This is a genomic window from Sporosarcina sp. P20a, from assembly GCF_002743175.1.
In the GTDB taxonomy this organism is placed as follows: domain Bacteria; phylum Bacillota; class Bacilli; order Bacillales_A; family Planococcaceae; genus Sporosarcina.
This window is the reverse complement of the sequence record NZ_PDYT01000012.1, coordinates 1-22144: the sequence shown is the minus strand read 5'-3', so window position 1 is coordinate 22144 and position 22144 is coordinate 1. Positions and strand designations below refer to the sequence as shown.

19 protein-coding genes and 1 riboswitch are annotated in these 22144 nt (G+C 42.5%); of the genes, 10 read left to right on the top strand and 9 right to left on the bottom strand.

Annotation, left to right across the window (positions count from 1 at the left end; genetic code table 11):
* The first annotated feature begins 33 nt into the window (after positions 1–33).
* Together CSV72_RS10690 and metH are read left to right on the top strand one after the other, a co-directional pair.
* Positions 34–1893 (top strand): bifunctional homocysteine S-methyltransferase/methylenetetrahydrofolate reductase, encoded by a 1860-nt coding sequence (locus tag CSV72_RS10690; protein ID WP_099678354.1) that lies wholly within the window; start codon positions 34–36, stop codon positions 1891–1893.
* Positions 1874–5308 (top strand): methionine synthase, encoded by a 3435-nt coding sequence (gene metH / locus CSV72_RS10685; protein ID WP_099678353.1) that lies wholly within the window; start codon positions 1874–1876, stop codon positions 5306–5308. Before CSV72_RS10690 ends, metH begins: the two co-directional genes overlap by 20 nt.
* 107 nt (positions 5309–5415) lie before the next feature.
* Here metH and CSV72_RS16575 read toward each other — a convergent pair whose 3' ends face one another.
* Together CSV72_RS16575 and CSV72_RS10675 are read right to left on the bottom strand one after the other, a co-directional pair.
* On the bottom strand, positions 5416–5802 hold the full coding sequence (locus CSV72_RS16575; RefSeq protein ID WP_143561171.1) for a hypothetical protein: 387 nt from the start codon (positions 5800–5802) through the stop codon (positions 5416–5418).
* A gap of 137 nt (positions 5803–5939) precedes the next feature.
* Entirely contained in the window at positions 5940–6140 is a 201-nt protein-coding gene (locus tag CSV72_RS10675) for a hypothetical protein (protein WP_099678352.1), read from the bottom strand.
* A gap of 172 nt (positions 6141–6312) precedes the next feature.
* Between CSV72_RS10675 and CSV72_RS10670 the strand changes: the two genes are divergently transcribed.
* On the top strand, positions 6313–6714 hold the full coding sequence (locus tag CSV72_RS10670) for a thiol-disulfide oxidoreductase DCC family protein (RefSeq protein WP_099661750.1): 402 nt from the start codon (positions 6313–6315) through the stop codon (positions 6712–6714).
* Between the two features lie 103 nt (positions 6715–6817).
* Here the strand turns inward: CSV72_RS10670 and CSV72_RS10665 are convergent, their stop codons facing one another.
* A complete protein-coding gene (locus tag CSV72_RS10665; RefSeq protein ID WP_099678373.1) occupies positions 6818–7174 on the bottom strand; it encodes a DUF779 domain-containing protein in 357 nt (118 codons plus the stop codon).
* Positions 7175–7216: 42 nt separating this feature from the next.
* Positions 7217–8758 (bottom strand): aldehyde dehydrogenase, encoded by a 1542-nt coding sequence (gene adh / locus CSV72_RS10660; protein ID WP_099678351.1) that lies wholly within the window; start codon positions 8756–8758, stop codon positions 7217–7219.
* Between the two features lie 290 nt (positions 8759–9048).
* Between adh and CSV72_RS10655 the strand changes: the two genes are divergently transcribed.
* From CSV72_RS10655 to CSV72_RS10645, 3 genes are read left to right on the top strand one after another with little or no spacing between them, the layout of a single operon-like run.
* Entirely contained in the window at positions 9049–10125 is a 1077-nt protein-coding gene (locus CSV72_RS10655) for an endospore germination permease (protein WP_099678350.1), read from the top strand.
* A gap of 56 nt (positions 10126–10181) precedes the next feature.
* Positions 10182–11621, top strand: a complete 1440-nt coding sequence (locus tag CSV72_RS10650; protein ID WP_233191237.1) for a spore germination protein — start codon at positions 10182–10184, stop codon at positions 11619–11621.
* Positions 11618–12760 carry a Ger(x)C family spore germination protein gene (locus CSV72_RS10645; RefSeq protein ID WP_099678348.1) on the top strand — a complete coding sequence of 381 codons (1143 nt, stop codon included), beginning with the start codon at positions 11618–11620 and terminating at the stop codon, positions 12758–12760. The genes CSV72_RS10650 and CSV72_RS10645 overlap by 4 nt, the downstream gene beginning before the upstream one ends.
* 55 nt (positions 12761–12815) lie before the next feature.
* Here the strand turns inward: CSV72_RS10645 and CSV72_RS10640 are convergent, their stop codons facing one another.
* Positions 12816–14012, bottom strand: a complete 1197-nt coding sequence (locus tag CSV72_RS10640; protein WP_099678347.1) for a DUF3238 domain-containing protein — start codon at positions 14010–14012, stop codon at positions 12816–12818.
* A 192-nt stretch (positions 14013–14204) separates the two neighbouring features.
* Positions 14205–14307, top strand: a riboswitch (TPP riboswitch).
* Positions 14308–14369: 62 nt separating this feature from the next.
* Here CSV72_RS10640 and thiM point away from each other — a divergent pair.
* Genes thiM through thiW form a run of 4 tightly spaced genes read left to right on the top strand, consistent with a single transcriptional unit; the run spans position 14370 to position 17134 of the window.
* The gene (gene thiM / locus CSV72_RS10635) at positions 14370–15140 is read left to right on the top strand and encodes a hydroxyethylthiazole kinase (protein WP_099678346.1); all 771 of its coding nucleotides are present in this window, start codon (positions 14370–14372) and stop codon (positions 15138–15140) included.
* 19 nt (positions 15141–15159) lie between these two features.
* The gene (gene thiD, locus CSV72_RS10630) at positions 15160–15975 is read left to right on the top strand and encodes a bifunctional hydroxymethylpyrimidine kinase/phosphomethylpyrimidine kinase (RefSeq protein WP_099678345.1); all 816 of its coding nucleotides are present in this window, start codon (positions 15160–15162) and stop codon (positions 15973–15975) included.
* Positions 15975–16634 (top strand): thiamine phosphate synthase, encoded by a 660-nt coding sequence (gene thiE / locus CSV72_RS10625; protein ID WP_099678344.1) that lies wholly within the window; start codon positions 15975–15977, stop codon positions 16632–16634. The genes thiD and thiE overlap by 1 nt, the downstream gene beginning before the upstream one ends.
* Before the next feature lie 11 nt (positions 16635–16645).
* Positions 16646–17134 carry an energy coupling factor transporter S component ThiW gene (gene thiW / locus CSV72_RS10620; RefSeq protein WP_099678343.1) on the top strand — a complete coding sequence of 163 codons (489 nt, stop codon included), beginning with the start codon at positions 16646–16648 and terminating at the stop codon, positions 17132–17134.
* Between the two features lie 158 nt (positions 17135–17292).
* Here the strand turns inward: thiW and CSV72_RS10615 are convergent, their stop codons facing one another.
* The 4 genes from CSV72_RS10615 to desA form a co-directional block, all read right to left on the bottom strand.
* Positions 17293–18588, bottom strand: a complete 1296-nt coding sequence (locus CSV72_RS10615) for a D-serine ammonia-lyase (protein WP_099678372.1) — start codon at positions 18586–18588, stop codon at positions 17293–17295.
* 51 nt (positions 18589–18639) lie between these two features.
* A complete protein-coding gene (locus CSV72_RS10610; protein ID WP_099678342.1) occupies positions 18640–19251 on the bottom strand; it encodes a response regulator transcription factor in 612 nt (203 codons plus the stop codon).
* A gap of 3 nt (positions 19252–19254) precedes the next feature.
* Positions 19255–20382, bottom strand: a complete 1128-nt coding sequence (locus CSV72_RS10605) for a sensor histidine kinase (protein ID WP_099678341.1) — start codon at positions 20380–20382, stop codon at positions 19255–19257.
* 116 nt (positions 20383–20498) lie between these two features.
* The gene (desA, locus tag CSV72_RS10600; protein ID WP_099678340.1) at positions 20499–21545 is read right to left on the bottom strand and encodes a Delta(5) desaturase DesA; all 1047 of its coding nucleotides are present in this window, start codon (positions 21543–21545) and stop codon (positions 20499–20501) included.
* Positions 21546–22144: the final 599 nt, after the last annotated feature.

The window sequence follows — 22144 nt, the reverse complement described above, 5'->3', positions numbered from 1 at the left end:
TTTGATTAGAAAAAGCAAAGGGGAGATGGAGTTATGTCATTGCTAGAGAAACTACAAACGAACGTCTTAACGGCTGATGGTGCAATGGGGACGATTTTATATTCTTACGGAATTGATTATTGCTATGAAGAACTAAACGTAGAGAAGCCTGAAATTATAGAGCAAATTCACCAAGACTACATCTCAGCCGGTGCAGATATCATACAGACGAATACTTACAGCGCTAATGCGAATAAATTAGCTCGCTACGGCTTAGAAAGTCATGTGACGGAATTCAATAAGGCCGCCATTCAAATCGCAAAACGTGCAGCCGCACCTGGGGGACAATTTGTTCTAGGAACAATTGGTGGCGTGCGCGGAATTCGTAAAAGTGATGCTACATTGGATGAAATAGAAAAAGTCGTACTAGAACAAGCCAATGCATTATTGGCAGGTGATCCAGATGGTCTTCTACTAGAGACATATTACGACTTCGAGGAGTTATCATCTGTAGTTACCACGTTAAAGAAAATCACGGATGTTCCATTGATCGCACAAGTGTCTATGCATGATCCTGGCGTATTACAGAACGGGCTTTCATTAAATGATGCACTTCATCAACTTGAATCGCTTGGAGCAGATATCGTAGGCGTTAACTGTCGCTTGGGCCCTTACCACACGATTCAAGCATTTGATAACGTAACATTACCTGAAAAAGCATTTTTATCGGCATATCCAAACGCCAGTCTATTAGATGTAGAAGACGGACGTATAGTCTATGAGTCAGAAGCAGAATACTTCGGACGCGCTGCTGTATTACTACGCGATCAAGGCGTTCGGTTGATCGGTGGATGTTGCGGAACAACACCTAAGCATATTAAAGCAGCCAAAACACAGTTAGCGCGACTAGCACCTATCACAAAAAAAGTCGTGCAACCGACAAAGCCTATCGTGATTCATGAAGCGGGACCTACAAAACATCAACCTCTTCACGAAAAAGCCAAAACAGAGCGAACGGTAATTGTAGAGCTAGATACACCTCGCCACTTGGAAACAGAAGAGTATATTAAGGGCGCAAATGTGTTATATGACGCAGGCGTTGACGCTATAACAATGGCAGATAATTCACTTGCCTCCCCTCGTATCAGCAACATGGCAATGGGCTCGATCGTTAAGACGCAACATAATATCCGCCCGCTTGTACATTTGACGTGCCGTGATCATAATCTTATCGGCTTACAATCACATTTGATGGGACTCGATGCATTAGGCATTCACGATATTCTAGCCGTAACAGGCGATCCGACAAAAGTTGGAGACTTCCCTGGCGCTACAAGCGTCTACGATGTGTCCAGCATGGAGTTATTGCAATTGATTAAGAAATTGAATGAAGGCATTTCATTCTCTGGTAAGCCATTACGCAAGAAGGCCAACTTCTCTATTTCAGCAGCTTTCAATCCGAACGTTCGTGTAATCGATCGAGCTGTACAACGACTTGAGAAGAAAATTGAAGCGGGCGCAGACTATTTCATCACGCAACCGGTTTACACGAAAGAAAAGATTATCGATGTATATGAAGCTACAAAACACTTGGATACACCAATCTTCATCGGTATCATGCCATTGACAAATATACGAAATGCAGAGTTCCTACATCACGAAGTGCCGGGCATCAAGCTTTCAGAAGATGTGTTGGAAAGGATGCGTGAATGTGGAGAAGACCGTGAAAGATCAACTCAAACAGGACTTGAAATCGCAAAAGAATTGATTGATACTGCAGCTCAGTATTTTAATGGGCTGTATCTCATCACACCATTCCTTCGTTACGATATGACATTAGAGTTGTATGAGTATATTAAGGAAATAGACCAGCAGAAGGAGAGGGAATTAACACATGCAGAGACATCCTATTGAAGAACAACTAGACAAACGAATCCTTATTATTGATGGTGCGATGGGGACGATGCTGCAAGCGGAAGATTTCTCAACGGAAGACTTTGGTGGAGAAGAATACGATGGATGTAACGAATACATGAGCGTTTTACGCCCAGACATTTTAGAGAAAATTCACGATGAGTACTTAGAAGCTGGTGCCGATATTATTTGTACGAATACATTTGGTGGTACCCCCCTTGTATTGAATGAATTTTCACTTGGACATCGTGCGGATGAAATTAATGCAAAGTCTGTGGAAATCGCAAAAAAGAGTGCAGCAAAGTTCTCCACACCAGACTGGCCACGTTTTGTCGCAGGCGCGATCGGACCTACGACAAAGACGCTTTCCGTTACTGGCGGCATTACATTTGATGAACTATCTCAAGACTTCTACGTTCAAGCAAAGGCACTTGTCGAAGCAGGTAGTGACTTGATTCTAATGGAAACGAGTCAGGATATGCTGAACGTTAAAGCCGGAACGATCGGTATTAAAAAGGCGTTCAAAGAGCTTGGACGCGAAATCCCTATTATGATTTCAGGCACAATCGAACCTATGGGTACAACACTTGCAGGACAAAGTATTGAAGCATTCTATATTTCCATTGAACACGTTCAACCTCTTTCGGTTGGGTTGAACTGCGCAACAGGACCTGAATTTATGACAGACCATTTACGCTCATTGTCAGACTTAGCGACAGGCTATGTTACATGCTATCCAAATGCTGGATTGCCCGATGCAGAAGGACATTACCATGAATCACCCGAGTCCCTATCGAAAAAGCTCGTAGGCTTTGCCGAGAAAGGCTGGTTGAATATGGTTGGCGGGTGCTGCGGTACGACGCCCGACCATATTCGCGCAATTAGGGAAGCAGTGAAAGATCTAAAGCCCCGTCAAATGGCGGAGCCTCATGGTCATGCAGTTTCAGGTATTGAACCATTGCTCTATGACGATACTATGCGTCCTCTATTAATTGGTGAACGTACAAACGTTATCGGTTCGCGTAAATTCAAGCAGCTTATAGTAGAAGAAAAATTTGAAGAAGCTTCTGAAATCGCACGTGCACAAGTAAAACGCGGAGCGCACGTATTGGATATTTGTCTTGCGAATCCCGACCGTGATGAATTGCATGATATGACTCGATTCATGCAAGAAGTAGTGAAGAAAGTTAAAGTCCCTCTAGTCATTGACTCGACAGATGAAAATGTTATTGCAGAAGCGCTGAAATTCTCACAAGGTAAAGCAATCATCAACTCCATTAACCTGGAAGATGGTGAAGAACGCTTTGACGCGGTACTTCCTTTAGTTAAAAAGTATGGAGCGGCTGTTGTAGTCGGAACGATTGATGAAATCGGAATGGCTGTAACGAGAGAGCGCAAACTTGAAGTTGCGTTACGTTCATACGAATTACTCGTCAATAAATGGCAAATCCCGCCTGAAGATATCATTTTTGATCCACTCGTCTTTCCTGTCGGCACAGGCGATGAACAATACATCGGCTCTGCAGTAGAAACGATCGAAGGAATTCGGTTAATCAAAGAAAATCTTCCGCGTACCCTAACGACTCTAGGTGTCAGTAACGTCTCGTTCGGACTACCTTCTGTTGGTCGTGAAGTCTTAAATGCCGTGTACTTGTATCACTGTACACAGGCAGGTCTCGATTATGCGATTATAAATACAGAAAAACTTGAACGTTATGCTTCGATTCCAGAGGCTGAAGTAAAGCTGGCAGACGATTTACTGTTTTCCACAACGGATGACACACTGGCAGCATTCGCAGACTTTTATCGCGGTAAGAAAAAAGAGAAAACAGAAGATGATTTACCAAAAACTGTAGCTGAACGACTTGCATACTATATAGTCGAAGGTACAAAAGAAGGGTTAATTCCCGACTTGGATTCCGCTTTAAAAACATATGACGAACCACTTGATATCATCAATGGTCCACTCATGACAGGGATGGCTGAAGTCGGCCGTTTATTCAATGATAATCAGCTGATTGTAGCAGAAGTTCTGCAAAGTGCCGGAGTCATGAAGGCTTCCGTTTCCTATCTCGAGCAGTTCATGGAGAAAAAAGAAGATGATTCGGGTAAAGGTAAAATTATCCTAGCTACAGTTAAGGGCGATGTGCATGATATCGGGAAAAACTTAGTAGAAATCATATTAAGCAATAATGGATTTAAAGTAATCGATATCGGAATCAAAGTAACCCCTGCCGCATTAATTGAAGTAATCCGTAAAGAAAAGCCAGATATTGTAGGTCTGTCCGGATTACTCGTTAAGTCTGCACAACAAATGGTCTTGACTGCCCAAGACTTCAAAGCAGCGGGTATCGATACGCCTATAATGGTTGGCGGAGCAGCGTTGACAAGACGCTTCACCGAAACTAAAATCGCATCTGAATATGATGGTCCAGTAATTTTCGCTAAGGATGCGATGCAAGGGCTTGATTTGGCAAACCGTCTACAAAGTGAAGGCAAAGAAGAACTACTTGAAGAATTAGTGCAAAGTATCGAAAAACGTGAAGCCAATGACGCCATAAAAGCAAGTCGCGGAGCTGTAGCAGTTGCGGTCAAGCCGCGCCCAGTGAAAACGGTGCGCACCGACGTTCCGGTATTCGTACCGACAGATTTGCGCAGACGTGTCGTGAAAGATTATTCTGTTGCCCACTTACATCCTTATGTAAATATGCGCACACTGATCGGTCACCACTTAGGTCTGCGTGGAAATGTCGATAAAATGCTTGAACGAAAAGATGAACGCGCAGTTCAACTTCACGACATGGTCACCGAGTTCTTGAAATCCGATAAAATGAAAGCTTCCGGCGTTTATCAATTCTTCCCTGCCCAAGCAGATGGCGATGACGTAATCATTTACGATCCGGAAGACTCGAAAACTGAAATCGAACGCTTCACGTTCCCACGTCAAGACAAGGAACCGTTCCTATGCTTAGCTGACTACTTGAAAACAGTAGATAGTGGCGAGATGGACTACGTCGCTTTCATGCAAGTAACTGCCGGAAAAGGCGTTCGTGATTATGCGAACGAATTGAAAGCTGAAGGTAAGTTCCTAGAAAGCCATGCATTCCAGTCAACTGCTTTGGAACTCGCAGAAGGCTTTGCTGAACGGATTCACCAAGAAATCCGTGACCAATGGGGATTCCCTGACCCAACAGACTTCACCATGCTCGAACGTTTCGCAGCCAAATACCAAGGCCAACGATTCTCATTCGGCTACCCAGCATGTCCGAACCTAGAAGACCAAGCCAAACTCTTCCGCCTCATCAGACCCGAAGAGCACGGAGTTATTCTGACCGAAGAATTCATGATGGAACCAGAAGCATCCGTATCCGCAATGGTCTTCGCACACCCCGACGCGCGATACTTTAATGCATAACATTAAATGCTGAAAGCGCCGTATAGACTCGACAGGCGTTAAAAAAATAAAACAATCCGCCATCTCTAAAATACTAGAGATGGCGGATTGTTCATATTAACAAACAATTAGCGGCATCTTCTACGGCGATGACAACCTTGGCCACCCCACATACCTCCAGATCCTGGTCCGAATCCTGGCCCCATTCCTGGTCCTCTTCCTGGCATAATAGTAGAGCCCATAACGTCTTCAGTAGTTTCTGTATAGTAGTGCTGTGGCACACCAACTACGTGGTGTCGATTCACATTCACGATCGGATGAATAAATGGCATTTCCTGTTTAGTGAAGCAATCGTTAAACCGATACTGTGGCGGGCAAAATACGGGTTGGAAACCTTGCTGCTGTCCGCCTGGCATACCTTGATGACCTTGCATTCCTTGATGATGATGATGCTGTTGGTGCCCCCATCCTTGCTGGTGATGTCCGCCTGACATTCCACAATGTCCTTGATTCATTTCTCCACCTCCTTATACCCTATTACATGCGAGTAAATAAATTTGTTACGGGCTACCGACATAGGAAAGCCAAAAATAAAAAGCAATATCCTTTATGAATAGAGATAAAGGAGATTGCTTTACTTTTAATAGACAATTTATAACTCACAGCTTCTAGGTGTAGAAGGCTTCTCAAAACCAAGGCTATTTTCTATCGATTCCAATTTCTTTATAAGAATTTTACACTCATTTAATGCGCCATAGACCGGAGCACCTTCGCCTACCATATTCTCGGAACGTAAAAAGTCAGAGTCACGACGCAACTCCAGCTCAGCTGGATGGATGTATTGACGTTCCATACCTTTTCACCCTTTCTTCTATATATGATACACAAGACAGAACCAACCTAGTCACCTTCTATTATATACGAATCACTAAAGATGTCAAACTATTCCGTTTATATAGAGTGAGTTAAGTTCATGCTATGTGGGTATAGTACGATATCATGTATTTTTGAAGGAGAGAATATTTATGGAACGAAATAGAATTATACTATTTGATGGCGAATGTAACTTCTGTGACGCAAGCGTGCAATTTATTATTAAACGTGACCCTTACAAACACTTTTCATTCGCTTCGTTACAAGATGATGTAGGTAGAAAATTTCGTAAGGATTATCAAATTCCTGATAACGTAGATAGCTTAGTATTGATTGAAAATGGTAAAGCCTATACAAAGTCAGGCGCAGCTTTACGTATCGCAAAAAAATTGGATGGTTTATGGCACTTGGCATTTCTATTCATAGTCATTCCACCCGCAATCCGCGACATCGTCTATGACTACATTGCAACAAATCGATATAAATGGTTCGGCAAAAAGGAGTTATCTTGTATGTTGCCCTCACCTGAAGAACGGCAACGTTTTATCTCGTAAAGATTATATATATATCTACTTATAAAAAAATGGACTGAAAACATACTCCGATGTTCCTGGAGTTGCTTTCAGTCCTAGCCTTCCTATTTAACGGAAGGCTTTTTTATGGAGTTAATTCCTTATATTCTTCGTCAGTAAAGGCCCGGGATCTAGTCAGGAAACGTTTCCCTTCCACTCCTTCGAGCGAAAACATTCCACCACGTCCATCGACTACGTCAATAATTAGCTGTGTATGTTTCCAATACTCAAACTGACTTTTCATCATATAAAATGGCATGCCGCCGATGTGCCCTAGCAATACATCTTGGTTACCGACAATTAAATCTCCATCTTCGTAACACATCGGGGAAGATCCATCACAGCAACCGCCGGACTGATGAAACATCAGAGGTCCGTGCTTCTCTTTTAACAACTCTATAAGAGCCAATGCTTCTTCTGTTGCGACTACTCGATCTGGCATAGGAATTCCTCCATTCACTGCGGATCCTCCAGACAGATTCGATCAAAAGAATCCTTGTTTGCTTTCTGCGTAGCTAACTAGCATGTTCTTTGTCTGCTGATAATGCGCTAGCATCTGTAAGTGGTTTTCACGGCCGATACCCGAAGCTTTGTAGCCACCGAAAGCAGAGTGTGCCGGATATGCATGATAGCAGTTCGTCCATACGCGCCCTGCCTGAATCCCGCGACCGAAGCGGTACGCTGTATTCATATCGCGCGTCCATACACCTGAACCCAGTCCATACAATGTATCATTCGCAATTTCTAACGCTTCTTCTTTATCTTTAAACGTCGTTACTGCTACTACAGGACCAAAGATTTCTTCTTGGAAGATCCTCATCTTATTATGTCCTTTAAATACAGTCGGTTGCACATAATAACCTTCTGCAAGATCACCTTCGAGTTTGTTCTGCTCTCCACCTGTCAGACATTCTGCACCTTCTTGTTTTCCGATGTCTAGGTAAGAAAGAATCTTCTCTAGTTGCTCAGTTGATGCTTGAGCACCCATCATGACTGTTGGATCCAATGGGTTTCCTGTCTTGATCGCTTTAACCCGCTCAAGTGCACGTTCCATGAACTTATCGTAAATGGATTCCTGAATTAACGCACGAGATGGACACGTACAGACCTCTCCTTGGTTTAATGCGAACATAACAAAACCTTCAACTGCTTTATCAAGGAACGCATCATCTTCCGCCATTACATCTTCGAAGAAAATGTTCGGGGATTTTCCGCCCAATTCCAAAGTAACCGGAATCAAGTTTTGTGAAGCATACTGCATGATTAGACGGCCTGTTGTCGTCTCTCCTGTGAAGGCAATCTTATTGATTCGCGGATTGGATGCTAGTGGTTTTCCTGCTTCCAGTCCGAAACCGTTGACTACGTTCAGAACACCTGCCGGCAGTAAGTCTTGGATTAATTCAACCAATACTAAAATAGACGCTGGTGTTTGCTCAGCTGGTTTTAGCACGACACAGTTTCCTGCGGCCAATGCCGGAGCAAGTTTCCATACTGCCATTAAAATAGGGAAGTTCCAGGGAATAATCTGCCCTACAACTCCTAGTGGCTCATGGAAATGGTAGGCTACAGTATCGTTGTCTATTTGACTGACTCCGCCTTCTTGCGCACGAATTGCAGAAGCAAAGTATCTAAAATGGTCAACTGCAAGCGGAAGATCGGCATTTAATGTTTCACGTACAGCCTTTCCGTTATCCCATGTTTCAGCTACAGCTAGCATTTCTAAATTCTCTTCAATACGATCAGCAATCTTCAGCAAAATATTCGAACGTTCAGTGACTGATGTTTTTCCCCACGCATCTTTTGCTGCATGAGCTGCATCCAGAGCCAGTTCAATGTCTTCTTCTGTAGATCTCGCCACCTGAGTAAATACCTTACCTGTAACTGGCGTTGAGTTATCGAAATACTGGCCTTTTACTGGTGCCGTCCACTTGCCACCGATGAAATTATCATAGCGTTCTTTGAACTGAACCTTTGAACCTTCTGTATTTGGATTTGCGTAAACTAGATTTTCTGAAGCTTGTACCATACTGCGTCACACTCCCTGTTCTCATTATTTTGCTTGTATCTCAGCGCAATCATTATGCACGCAAAGCTATTATACGAAACATAGTTTCACTTTATTCCTGATGCGTACGCTTTCATAAGCTATCTTTTATTCTAAACTATTTGGTAAGCGCTTTCAATCAAATAGTTTTATAGATCATACAAATCGTAGACTGTAATATTGCTGTTCCTTTTTAATTACTTATATAGATTATAAAACTGCACATTTTAGGTAAAGCTAAAGGAAACTACTTTAGTTAAGAAGGGGTTTCTATGAATCAAAAGAGCTCTATCAGCATTCTGCATGTCATATTCTTATCCATGACGGTTATTGGACTGAAAAATCATGTGACCATTATTCCTTCACTGTTGGAGGACGCACGAAGAGATGGATGGATATCGGTCATAATTGCGTTTCTTGCTATCTTTCCCTTTGTCTTTCTTTTTATCTATATCCATAAAAAGTCCGAACGGAAACATTTGACGAAGTGGCTAACTGATAATGTCGGCAAGGTGCCATCGGCCGTCATCCGATATATGGTTGCAATTTTTCTGCTGATTTTGTCTGCTTTTACAATGGTCGAGATGTTGGAGTGGATTGCCGCCACTTTTTTGCCGAAAACTCCCCTATTTTTATTATTGCTAACATTTAGCGTCTTATGCGTTCTACTTGCGATGGCCAATATACAATCCATAGTCACCGTCAATGCAATCGTATTATTTGGTGTAGTCATTTTCGGATTTTTCGTAGCGTTTACTAACTTGCAAGTGAAAGATTACAACATGTTAATGCCTTTTTTAGAACACGGCGTACAACCTGTCCTCAAATCCGCTATTTATCCTGCGTCGGGATTTATAGAGCTGTCATTGCTTCTCTTCATTCAGCATCGCGTGAAAAATCCGTTTCGCTGGTACCATTTCACGGTCATGATGCTCATTTTGCTCGGGCTGACGATCGGTCCCCTCGTTGGTGCTATTACGGAGTTCGGACCAAATGAAGCCGCGAAGCAACTTTATCCTGCTTATGAGGAATGGGGACTTGTCTCGATCGGTCGTTTTTTTGAACACTTAGACTTCCTTTCCATTTATCAATGGCTAACCGGTGCTTTTATCCGCATTGGTTTGCTACTCTTCATTGCAATTGATCTGTTAGGGATGACTGGTGATAAGAAGCGGATTTCAAAGATCATCTTGCCGGCCCTTTTCTTTATGAGCGTATCCTTACTTTTAGTGAGTGACCATGTGTTTCTTAAAATCAAAGGTGATTATGTTTTAACTGGCACATTTGTATTCTTGTTTCTACTAACATTCTTTCTTGTCTTTGCCGCACAACGGTCGGGAAGGAAATAAGAAAACAGCCGAACTAATCTATTAGGAAATGGTGATATAGTATGAAAGCTCCTGATATGAACATTGATCTGGATTCACTACAGCAACTTTTTCTACATTCTGGTGATATACAGTTCCAGCCCTATACTTTTCAATCACATACAGTCTACTTCATCACATGCGATTCAATGTTCGACGCACAATTATTGAATGAAGTCGTGATTCCAAATGTACGTGAATTATATACTGACAATAAAGAAAGCATAAGTAAGCAAGTTCTCTGCTCTTCTTTATATATACCAAAACTTCAGATTCCAAAAACAGAAAAAGAACTAATTATGCTAGTGTATACGGGGCATGTGCTCGTGTATTTTGAAGATCTCCAATTAGTTGTAACCGGTAATATTGAAAGTAAACCAAATCGGTCACCTGAAGAAACACGTTTAGAAGTTCCGGTTAAAGGACCTCGTGATAACTTCATTGAAGATATCTCAGTTAATATTGCACTCATTAGAAAACGCCTTCCAACCAATTCTTTATGCGTTGAAAAGTTTGAATTAGGCACACGGTCAAAAACTTCTGTAGCACTTATATACTTCGATGATATTGCCAGTGAAGATACATTAAATCAACTGCGGACACAGCTGGGCAAAGTGAATACCGATATTGTGTTCAGCGGTGATGCATTGATGGAGTTAGTGAATAAAAAAGCCTTGCTCTTTCCCCGATCTGACTATACGGGACGACCTGACAATGCAATCCAGTCATTGGCGAGAGGCCGCTTTGTTATTCTAGTGGACGGCGTAGCCTACGCCGTCATCACTCCGGTCAGCTTGTTTTTATTAATGAAAACATCCGAGGATTTTGAATTTCCAAGTCTACAAAGTTCGATACAACGACTGCTTCGTCTCGGCAGTTTATTAATTGGTTTACTGTTACCCGCTTTCTGGCTTGCACTCACCGCCTTTCATCAAGATCAGTTGCCTATTCAATTGTTAGCAACCATCGTACAGGCAAACTTAGGTCTACCTTTTCCTTCTATGTTTGAAATGTTATTGATGCTTGGCTTATTTGAGTTATTTCGAGAAGCGGGTCTACGTCTGCCAACTGTAATCGGAAGTACGATTGGAGTTGTAGGTGGATTGATTATTGGAGATGCAGCAATACGCGCAGGTTTAACAAGTCCCGCTATGATTGTCGTGATCGCCACTTCTACAATTGCGGCCTATACTTTAGTTAATCAATCACTCGTTACAGCTGTCAGTGCATTACGCGTGTTTTTTATTTTACTTACCGGACTGATGGGTTTATTTGGTTTTTATGTGTCTTTATTTGCTACCCTTTTATATTTATCAACTATCCATACATTCGGGGTCCCTTATTTAAGTATTGCAACAGACATCAAGTGGAAAAATATTAAAAAGACATTGTTCCGTCTACCTACTGAGCAATACAATGAGCGACCTGACGTATTGCATCCAAAGGATAAAACACGCCAGAAAGGAACGGGAGAATGAAAAAAGCTGCGTTGTACGCAACACTTTGTCTGACGTTATTACTGGCGGGTTGCTGGGATATGAGAGAACCCGAGCGAATGCTGTATGTCAACGGCTTGGGTGTTGATTATATAGACAATCAATTTCACATATATATACAGATCATCGACTTTGCCAACACACCAAAATCTGAACAACCCGTGAGTGACATACCTCAGGCAGAAGTAGGATTTGCAAAGGCCGATACGTTTGATGATGCCCTTGCCCAGCTGTACCATTCCGTTGACCAGCAGGTATTTTGGGGACATGCTTCTTACATTGTTGTATCGGAAAAGGTGTTGGAGCACGGCAAATTGAATACAGTCATTGACAGAATTACACGGTATCTAGAAACGCGCTATCAAATTTGGTTATACGCCACAAAAGATCCGGTGCAGGACGTGTTGCTGGTCCGGCCTGTTATTAATAAAGCACTTACCCTATCAAAGCTTGGTGATCCAGACAATTCCTACGAACAAGAATCGTTTGTCTATCCTACGAATATACGCGAGCTGATTATCGGTTTGGACGAGCCAGGTCACGAAGCAGCAATCCCTCTCATCGATGTAAAGGATAATTGGGAGTCTGCAAAAGAATCCGTTGCAGCACCTGTATTATCAGGCATAGCGTCCATTTCACGCCACAATTTCAAAGGATTTATTTCGGGTTCTAGCGCAAGAGGATTGCAGTGGATGAATAAGAAAACTAAACGTGGTCGAATTTCTTTCAAAACAGAAAAAGATGATCACGTATCCATAATAGTCGATAAAGTAAAACCGACCATTACACCCATCAATAAAAATGGTGTGAAATTTAATGTGGAAGTAGATGTCGAAGCATCACTGAGTACAAAGGAAGGCTCCATTTCGATAAAAGATATCCAGAAAAGATTGGAGGAAGAGATATCTAAACAAATTTTAGAGACATACAAAGAGGCTATAGAAAAAAACATTGACGTCTATCGATTTTCCGAACAGTTATACAGAAAAGACTTGAACACGTGGAAGAAATATGAGCAAGACGGAGGAATTGAACTAACAGAGGAATCAATCAGTAAGTTGAACGTACGGGTCACCAAGCTTAATTCAGACCGAAAGAGTTTTCAAGAAACGATCAAATAGCACGACTTAGTCAAGTAAACCGCCGCAATCCACTATGGACTGCGGCGGTTTATTATTAATTACATGTCACGTAACGCCAATAATTATCTCCAAGCACACCAGTCAAATACGCTAACCCTTCACTTTCAGTACGATGCACCGATCGCCAGTCCTCGTCATCAAGTGCTAAATAGATTTCATGATGAGGCGCATCATTATGATAACCAACTAAGTCTAAGTTCCCATTCCGATCCAAATGAGCTTTCACTTCATAATGAATAGGTGGCGAAGCAGTTAGTGGGTTGCCCACGTCATGGTTGATTGCAAAATGAACTTCAGTCGATTTCCCTTCTAATCGCTCAATTTCTATACCGTCTACAGACGCATGGTCATGGCGCTTATATCGTTTCATATAATTCATACCAATTGTTGGTCCGGTTGCTTTTGTAAATTGAAGTGTGCTATCTCCTGCGACAAACTGTCCTTCTATATCCACACGTGTGCGGAAACTTTTCCCTTCCGGATTAAAGTCTCGATCATCCCCCGTAAAGTATGAAATAGGTGAAAAGAGATTTGGATTCTTTATAATATCTTCCTTTAAAAACGTCGTATAGCGGAACTTCCATTGCTTCACTTCATTTAATTTTTTTCTGTCAGCTATCGGTGTGAGTAATTGATCCCGTTGCTTTACACGCACAGAAAAGGTGTAGACTTCTTCTGTTGGTTTATTATTCGGATTCGGGGGCATAATCACTTCATACACTTTTGATGCGATTGACTTACTGATATTCATTTTCTGATTGCTATCAATCAACGGGCATGTTGCCGACACACTGTAAACGACCGACTCCGAAGAACTTACCTCGCGATCAATAAAACGATTATCAGCAATTGTTTCGAGGTATTGACCGTTACGGTAAATATCGAATTTCTCCACGTCCTTAATCCACTCCCACGACAGAGCAATTTGTGAGGAGGCGGCAATCGTCGTGATCACTAGTCGTTGTAAAGGATGTTCATCTTCTTGTACCGCGGTCAGGGCAGATGTCTGGATAACAATTACATCTCGAACCCATCCTTCCTCTACTCGTTCCACTGTATACTGGAAAGGATGTGATGGGTCTAGCTGCCCATCTGTAAACTTCGGGGCCGTTCCTTCATATACTTGCTGGTCATTTTTATAGACACGATAATAACCACCTGTGTCACTCCACGTAAACGATATATCATCCATTGAATGGTCCATTTGTTGAATTTCGAATAATTTCTCCATTTGCGATCTGCTCCCTTTTATCTATTTCATCTGAAACAGTTATACGCCTTCAGATAATTATGTAACATTCAGCATATAGTTATACCTCTTCCTCTATGCGCAATCGCTCATTTCCACGTACTTCCACCCCATTATTCCAGTATCGTTTTAACCTTTTTCATGTATATGATATAATTAGCCTGTCTGATACATAGCAACCACTAGGGGTGCCTACTTTTTGGCTGAGATGCAATTACGCAAACCCTTTGAACCTGATCTAGTACATACTAGCGGAGGAAAGTGGGTAGTTTTCATACCCAACCGCCCATCAATGCATGGGCTTTTTGTATATATACCTTTAAAGGAAGGAAGAGAAACATGCAGCTTATTCAACAACTTCGTCAAAAGCAACCGCTCGTTCATTGCATTACAAATTTTGTAGTCGCGAATTTCCAAGCAAATGGTTTACTTGCAATAGGTGCATCTCCCGTTATGGCGGATGCAGTAGAGGAAGCAGAAGATATTGCAAAAATTGCCGCTTGCAGTATTTTAAATATTGGCACGTTAAAGCAACAAACAGTGGACGCAATGATTTTAGCTGGAAACAGTGCCCGTGCAGCAGGAAAACCTGTTGTACTAGACCCGGTTGGTGCAGGCGCCACCCCTTTTCGTAAAGCTAGCGTCCTGAAAGTACTGGACGAAGTAGATGTCACATTGATCCGCTGTAATACAGGGGAACTTGCTGCGATTGCAGATGTACCTTGGGCCGCTAAAGGTGTGGACGCAGGAGAAGGTTCTGCAGACATCGAAGATCTGGCGAAAAAGACTGCTCGTAAGTACAACTGTCTCGTAGCAGTATCGGGCGAAGTCGATATCGTCACGGACGGCCATTCCACATTGTCTATCACAGGCGGCCACCCTATGATGACTACCATAACCGGCACAGGATGTTTACTCAGTTCTGTCACAGGTGCTTTTCTCTCAGTAGGAATGGAACATCCTTTGGAAGCCGTTGCAGATGCACTTTTATTTTATAAACGAGCTGGTGAACAAACAGCGAAAATTTCCCGTGGTCCTGGAGACTTTGCTGTGAACTTCTTAAATATATTACATACATTGGATCGCGAATCGAAAACATCTTTAGCATAATAGACAGGAGGTTTTTCAATTGACAGTACAAGTAGCATTGACCATTGCAGGTTCGGATAGCGGAGGAGGAGCAGGAATTCAGGCCGACTTAAAGACATTTCAAGAGCTAGGTGTATTCGGAACGTCTGCGATCACCGCAGTGACTGCACAGAACACACATGGCGTTCACGGTGTATATCCGATACAGACCGACGGAGTCATAGCACAAATACGTGCAGTGCTTGATGACTTTGATGTAAAAGCATGTAAAACCGGCATGCTATTTTCGGCAGAAATCATTACTGAAGTTGCTGCGCTATTAAAAGAATATCCTCCAATTCCTTTAGTTATTGACCCTGTCATGATTGCAAAGGGCGGACAATCTTTATTGCAACAACAGGCGATTCAAGCATTAAAAGAACATTTACTACCACTGGCTACAATTGTTACACCGAATATTCCTGAAGCGGAAGTGCTGACTGGAATGAAAATACAGACAGACGAAGACATTCGGCAAGCCGCAACCGCTTTTATCCAGATGGGAGCGAAAGCCGTCGTGATGAAAGGCGGACACCGTAATGACGTGCTGGATGCAAAAGATTATTACGCGGACGCAGACGGTCAATCGTTCACTGTGACAACACCTTGGATTCAAACGAAAGATACACATGGAACTGGATGCACATTTGCAGCTGCTTTGACGAGTTTTCTAGCGAGAGGCTTTTCGTTGCCAGATGCAGTCGCCGAAGCAAAGCAGTTCATACAGGCTGCGATTGAACATGGCTTAAAGATTGGTTCAGGACACGGACCGACAAATCACTGGGCATACGGTGAGCTAAAAAAGGAGTTGCACTGATGCGAACGATGGAAGTGAGGAAAGCATTAGGCTTATATTTTGTAATGGGCACACCAAACTCGGGTAGTCAGGATCCATTAACAATAGTGGAAGCAGCTCTGCGCGGTGGTATCACATGTTTTCAGTTGCGTGAAAAAGGATCGAATGCACTTGAAGGCGAAGCTTTGCTCGGATTCGCCAAGAAGTGTCAGGCACTTTGCAGACTGTACCGCGTTCCTTTCATCATCAATGACGATGTGGATCTAGCATTGGCAATTAATGCAGACGGAGTTCATGTTGGACAAGATGACGAACAGGCAGACAGCGTGCGTCAGCGAATCGGTCCGGATAAATGGCTTGGAGTTTCTACTCACAACTCAAAAGAAGTACAACTCGCACAATCAATTGGTGCGGATTATATAGGACTAGGTCCGATTTATCCGACTTCGACCAAACTCGATGCTTCAGCCGTTGTAGGTACTGTTTTGGTAGAAGAAATCCATACTGCGTTTCCTAACATGCCGCTAGTTGCTATAGGTGGCATTACACTGGCTACTACTAGCTCCACTATCCAAGCTGGGGCAGATGGTGTAGCTGTTGTTTCTGCAATTGCATCGGCGAAAGATCCACAGTATGCAGCAAGCGATTTATTAAAAACCATTCACTCCTTTTTGAAATGAATGAGGTCCATATGAATACACGCAAAATGATGTTCATGACCATGTTTGTCGCAATCGCAGTTGCCGGCTCTGCGTTCGTTTCATTTCCTGCTGGTATCGCCAGAGCTTATCCCATACAACATGCTGTGAATGTCATAGTGGCAATTGTAATGGGTCCGGGGGCCGCTGTCATAGTAGCGTTTATGACAGGACTCGTACGCGTACTGACGGGAACAGGTTCACTGCTCGCATTTCCAGGCGGGATGATCGGCGCCGTTTTGGCCGGCATATTATATCAGCGTTTCAAAAACAATTGGAGTGCAGGTATTGGGGAGATAATCGGTACCGGTTTGATAGCACCTTTGTTTGCGGTACCTTATGCAAAAATATTGATGGGCACAACCGTAACGGCTTTCTTCTTCCTCCCCCCTTTTCTGGTATCGACAGTGAGCGGGACAATTATCGGTCTATTATTAGCTCCAAGACTTTTGAGATTGAAGCTATTTAAAGATTTACAGTAAGACTATGAAGTGTGGCAAAATTAATAGTAAGGGCGGATTGTCACTTCACAACGCCTTCCGTGATATCTAAGCGCTCCTAAATTACACACTCAAAAAATAAGATCCGCAGAGACTAATGTCTGCGGATCTTTTGTCGATTTCCCGGGAAATAGTGTGCATTATTTCCTCATATGATTATAATAGCCCTTCATTTCGTCTTCAGGCACCATATTCCCACCCGTTCCCCATACGAGATGCGTCGTGTCTTTGGAGTCCGCTAATGGTAATTTAGACTGAATAACTTGTACAGGCCCTGTCATACCAGCCAGTGCTGAAGGTTCTAGCCAGATATCTTCACTGTCCGCCAGCTTTTTCAGTAGCGTGAATAATGTCATATCTTCTACCGTATAGCATCCTGTCAGGAAAGGTTCCATCGTTTTCCCAACAAATGCCGAAGCTGTGCCGACTGCTAATCCATCGGCCGCAGTTTTATTGTCCAGTCCAAAGTCTGCAACCGAGACTTGATCGTGCATTCCTGTCATCATTCCAATCATCATGCACGGTGAGTGTGTTGGTTCAGCGAAAAGGCAATGGACATGATCGCCTAATGCTAGTTTTAATCCGAACGCCACGCCGCCAGGTCCACCGCCTACGCCGCAAGGCAAATAGACGAATAGTGGATGCGCTTCATCGACAGCAATATTCTGCTCTTTCAATTGTGCTGCAACACGTTCCCCCGCCACTGCATATCCCAAGAATAAATCCGTAGAGTTTTCATCGTCCACAAAGTGACAAGACGGATCAGCCTCTGCCTGACGACGACCTTCTTCTACTGCCTTACTGTAATCATCCATATACTCCACTACGTGAACACCTTTTGAGCGCAGTAAATCTTTTTTCCACTGTTTAGCATCGGCTGACATATGCACCGTTACATCGAAGCCAAGTTTTGCACTCATAATGCCAATACTCAATCCTAGATTACCAGTCGAGCCTACAGCTATTTTGTGCTTTGCAAACAATGCACGGAATGTCGGTGAATCGAATTGGCTATAATCCATTGTGTGATCCAGCAACTCATTATCTAATGCAAGTGTCTCTGCGTGTTTAAGCACCTCATAAATCCCACCACGCGCCTTGATTGAGCCGGAGATTGGTAACGCATTATCTTGCTTTAATAAAAGCCTGCCTGGAATATCAATAGCGTATGCCGCTTCAATTTCTTGCTTCATCTTTGGAATCGGCGTTAATGGAGATTCAATGATACCTTGATCCGTGTCTGGAAAAACTTTGGCCAAATAGGGAGCAAATCTTTCTAAGCGATTTCTAGCATCTGTTATATTGTCTTTTGATAAACGCGTCTTCAACAGGCCAGCTTTTACTGATTCAATAGTAGGGTTACACCATAATACTTCCTTCTTCTCTACCACGCTTTGTAATAAGGGTAGCTTTACAAGCCACTCACTTTGCGTCATTTTATTCACTCACTAACCACTCCCTATTATGAATGTATGCCTGTGCAGATTTCATTCGAACCAGCCTTTTTCATTAAATAACGTAATTGCTTCAATACGATTACGCACACCAAGTTTATCCAGAATCGTGGAGATATAGTTACGGACAGTGCCAGGTGATAAAAACAGTTCAGTCGCAATCTGTTTCGTAGTCTTCCCTTCCGATACCAATTTAAGTACTTGAACTTCCCGTTCAGTCAATGGATTCTTCTCTTCTTCTTTCATTTCAAATGCCATATCGATTAATTCTGGTGCATAAATTCGGCGACCTTCAATAATAGAATGAATCGATTTCACCAGTTCTTCGATCGGATTGTCTTTCAGTAAATAACCACGAACCCCTGCATTGCGTGCACGTTCAAAATAACCCGCTCTAGCAAACGTCGTTAGAATAATAATTTGGCATTCCATATCTTGTAGCTCTTCCGCTGCATCCAAGCCGGTTTTAATCGGCATTTCAATATCCATTATACAAATATCTGGCTGAAGACTTTTAACCAAGTCCACAGCTTCTTGACCATTCTTAGCCTTGCCTACTACTTCCATATCTTCTTCCAGGTTCAACAACGACCCTAGTGCACCGAGCAGCATTCCTTGGTCTTCTGCAATTACAATGCGGATCATACGTTACCCCTCCTTTATTTGCTTTAGAACAGCAGGTACCACGATTTTCAGTTGAGTCCCATCGTCACTTTTAATCAACAATTTACCGTTGACGAACTCCAATCGTTCCTTCATACCATCGAGCCCGTTACCCGGTAAATTCGCACCATTTTGCGCGATACCAATACCATTATCTTTTATTTTAATTACAAATGCCTTTTCTGTCTGTTCAAATATGATACAGCACCGCTTTGCATAACTATGTCTCGCTACGTTATTGATTGCTTCTTTCAAACACATGACAAGTACATTTTCTACAATGGGAGACACGTCGGGGAAATTCGGATTGCCTTCTACATCTAAATCGATTTCCGCCGCATTCAACAATTGTTGGACGCGCACCAGCTCATCTTTAAGCTTCACACGCCGCATCCCACTGACGAGAACCCGGACTTCTTTTAATGCCGTACTAGAAATTTGACGTATATCTTGAATCTCTGCTTTGGCAGACTCGATATCTCGATCCATTAATCGAGAAGCCAAGTCACTTTTTAAACCAATCATGGATAACTTTTGCCCAAGCGTGTCATGGAGATCCCGTGCAATACGCTCACGCTCTTGAATGATCATCAGTTCGGAAATCCTTTCCCTTGCAATCTCCAACTGATCTTGAAGTAAGTCTCGTTTTTGACGATTATATAAATTGAAAGGCAATAATACTACACCAATAACGGTGATAATAACAAAGTGGATTTGCGGTAAAAATAATTCAATTTCAAGAAAGAACCCTGCAACAATCGCCGCGATCAAGATCGCAATATGCAATCCATAAATAATAAAAAAGCCTACTGGTCTTCTTATATTTCCAATAGAGAACGCAATGAACAGTGATAGAAACACATATCCAAACAACAAGGTCATCACGACCGAAATGACAATTTCAAAACTGATCCACATATACATAAGACCGCTTTTGGACTTGGCGGAAAAATAATAAGAAAGGAAAAATAACACTAATAACATGATGCCTATTGTTAAATTAAATGAAGATGCACTTCGTAAAATAAAAAAGAAAGGTAAAATACAAAATACAACCCAAGCATAAATACTGAGCCAGGGGCTTTTAGGAAAAATACTATACCAACTATACATCAGTTCTCATCGCCGTCCTTTTCATCCCATTGTAACAAATATTGTCTCTGCTAGCTCTTTTGAGAGACATGGACAAAATAAAAAGGCGGAGAAGGATCGCCCCTTCTCTCGCCATTTTATGATAAACGTGTACGTTTTGGTTTTAAATCAATCGACAACTTATCTTTTAGTGAATATTGTTTTGCTTCTTTGAATGTGATGAACTTTTTATTATTTGGATCATACAAGCGGTAACGTAATGATTCAAAACTAGTTTTCAATGTAATCGTTGTAGCTTTTTGCAATGGCGGTGTCAATTCATGCGCCATTTCTAAGTTATAGTTTGGTACTCTTGGTGCCAAGTGATGTACGTGGTGGAATCCAATATTGCCTGTTGCCCACTGAAGAGCACGTGGCAATTGATAGTATGAACTTCCTTCAACTGCTGCTTTAACATAATCCCAGTCAGATTCCTCTTCAAAATAAGAATCTTCAAATGTATGTTGGATGTAGAACAACCAAATACCAAGGGCACCAGCTGTGAACATCATAGTACCTTGAATCAACAAGAATGCTTTCCAGCCAATAGCTACGATTAGTACTGTATAGACTGCAACTAAAATAATGTTGATTAGATACGTATTCATGCGCTCTTTCTTACGCGCGTCTTTACGGTTAAAACGACCTGCGATCAGTACCAAATATAAAGGCCCAAATCCAAACAAGACAATAGGGTTACGGTAAACACGATAGCTAAAACGCTCGAACTTCGAAGCATTTTTGTATTCTTCAACCGTCATGACCCAGATGTCTCCAACACCGCGTTTATCTAGGTTTGAACTAGTTGCGTGGTGAATCGAGTGCTCTCTTTTCCATTTTTCATATGGGAATAATGTCAAGACGCCAGTGATTGTTCCTACAATGCTATTCGCTTTTTTATTGCGGAAGAATGAACCGTGCGTGCAGTCATGGAAGATGATGAATGTACGAACTACGAAGAACGCTGCAACGATTGACAACGCAACCGTTAATGTGACCGACACACTCAAGCTTTGGTAAGCCAGGAACCATAAGATAAATATTGGTGGAATTGTATTGATCATCTGAATGATACTCTTTTTCAAATCAGACTTCGCGAAAGGCGCGACGTCTTTATGCAGTTGCTTCGTTTGCTCTTTACTCATGTTTGAATTTCCCTCCTATTGGGTTTGCTAGTACATTAAGAATAACTTGTATGCGGCGGGAGGGGTAGACATAGATGTCATGACTTTGAGATGACAAATGTCATATGTTTTGGGGCAAGTAGTCCTATTACAATATGCGTTGTGAGAGATAAGTTGTGAAAGATAAGTTGAGTTAGGTCAGTGCTCAATTTAGTTGTTGGACAGTGAAGTTAGTGCGTGTCTGCACTGCTGTGTGGTAGTTATTTTGGTTGTGGTTCTAAGTAGGATAGTAAAATGATAAATTGCGTATCTTACCCAACCTGCAAACGTGGTTGGCGGAAAGACTAGGCGGCTGCGGGTCTTTGCCACTTTTTGCTGGGGGGCGTTGCTCGACTGATTGTTGGGGACGGAAGTTAGTGAGTGTCTGCTTTCTGGATCCGCGCAGGCACTTGGGGGATTGCCTACAGCCAGGAGCCAGCTGGCGGTGGTGCTGCCAGTTGTCTCCCGGCCACGGCCTACCCCGCAGTTGTGCCTGCGCTGCTGAGTGGAATTTACTTTGGTTGCAGTTCTAAGAATGATTAATTGCGTATCTTACCCAACCTCAAACGCGGTTGACGGAA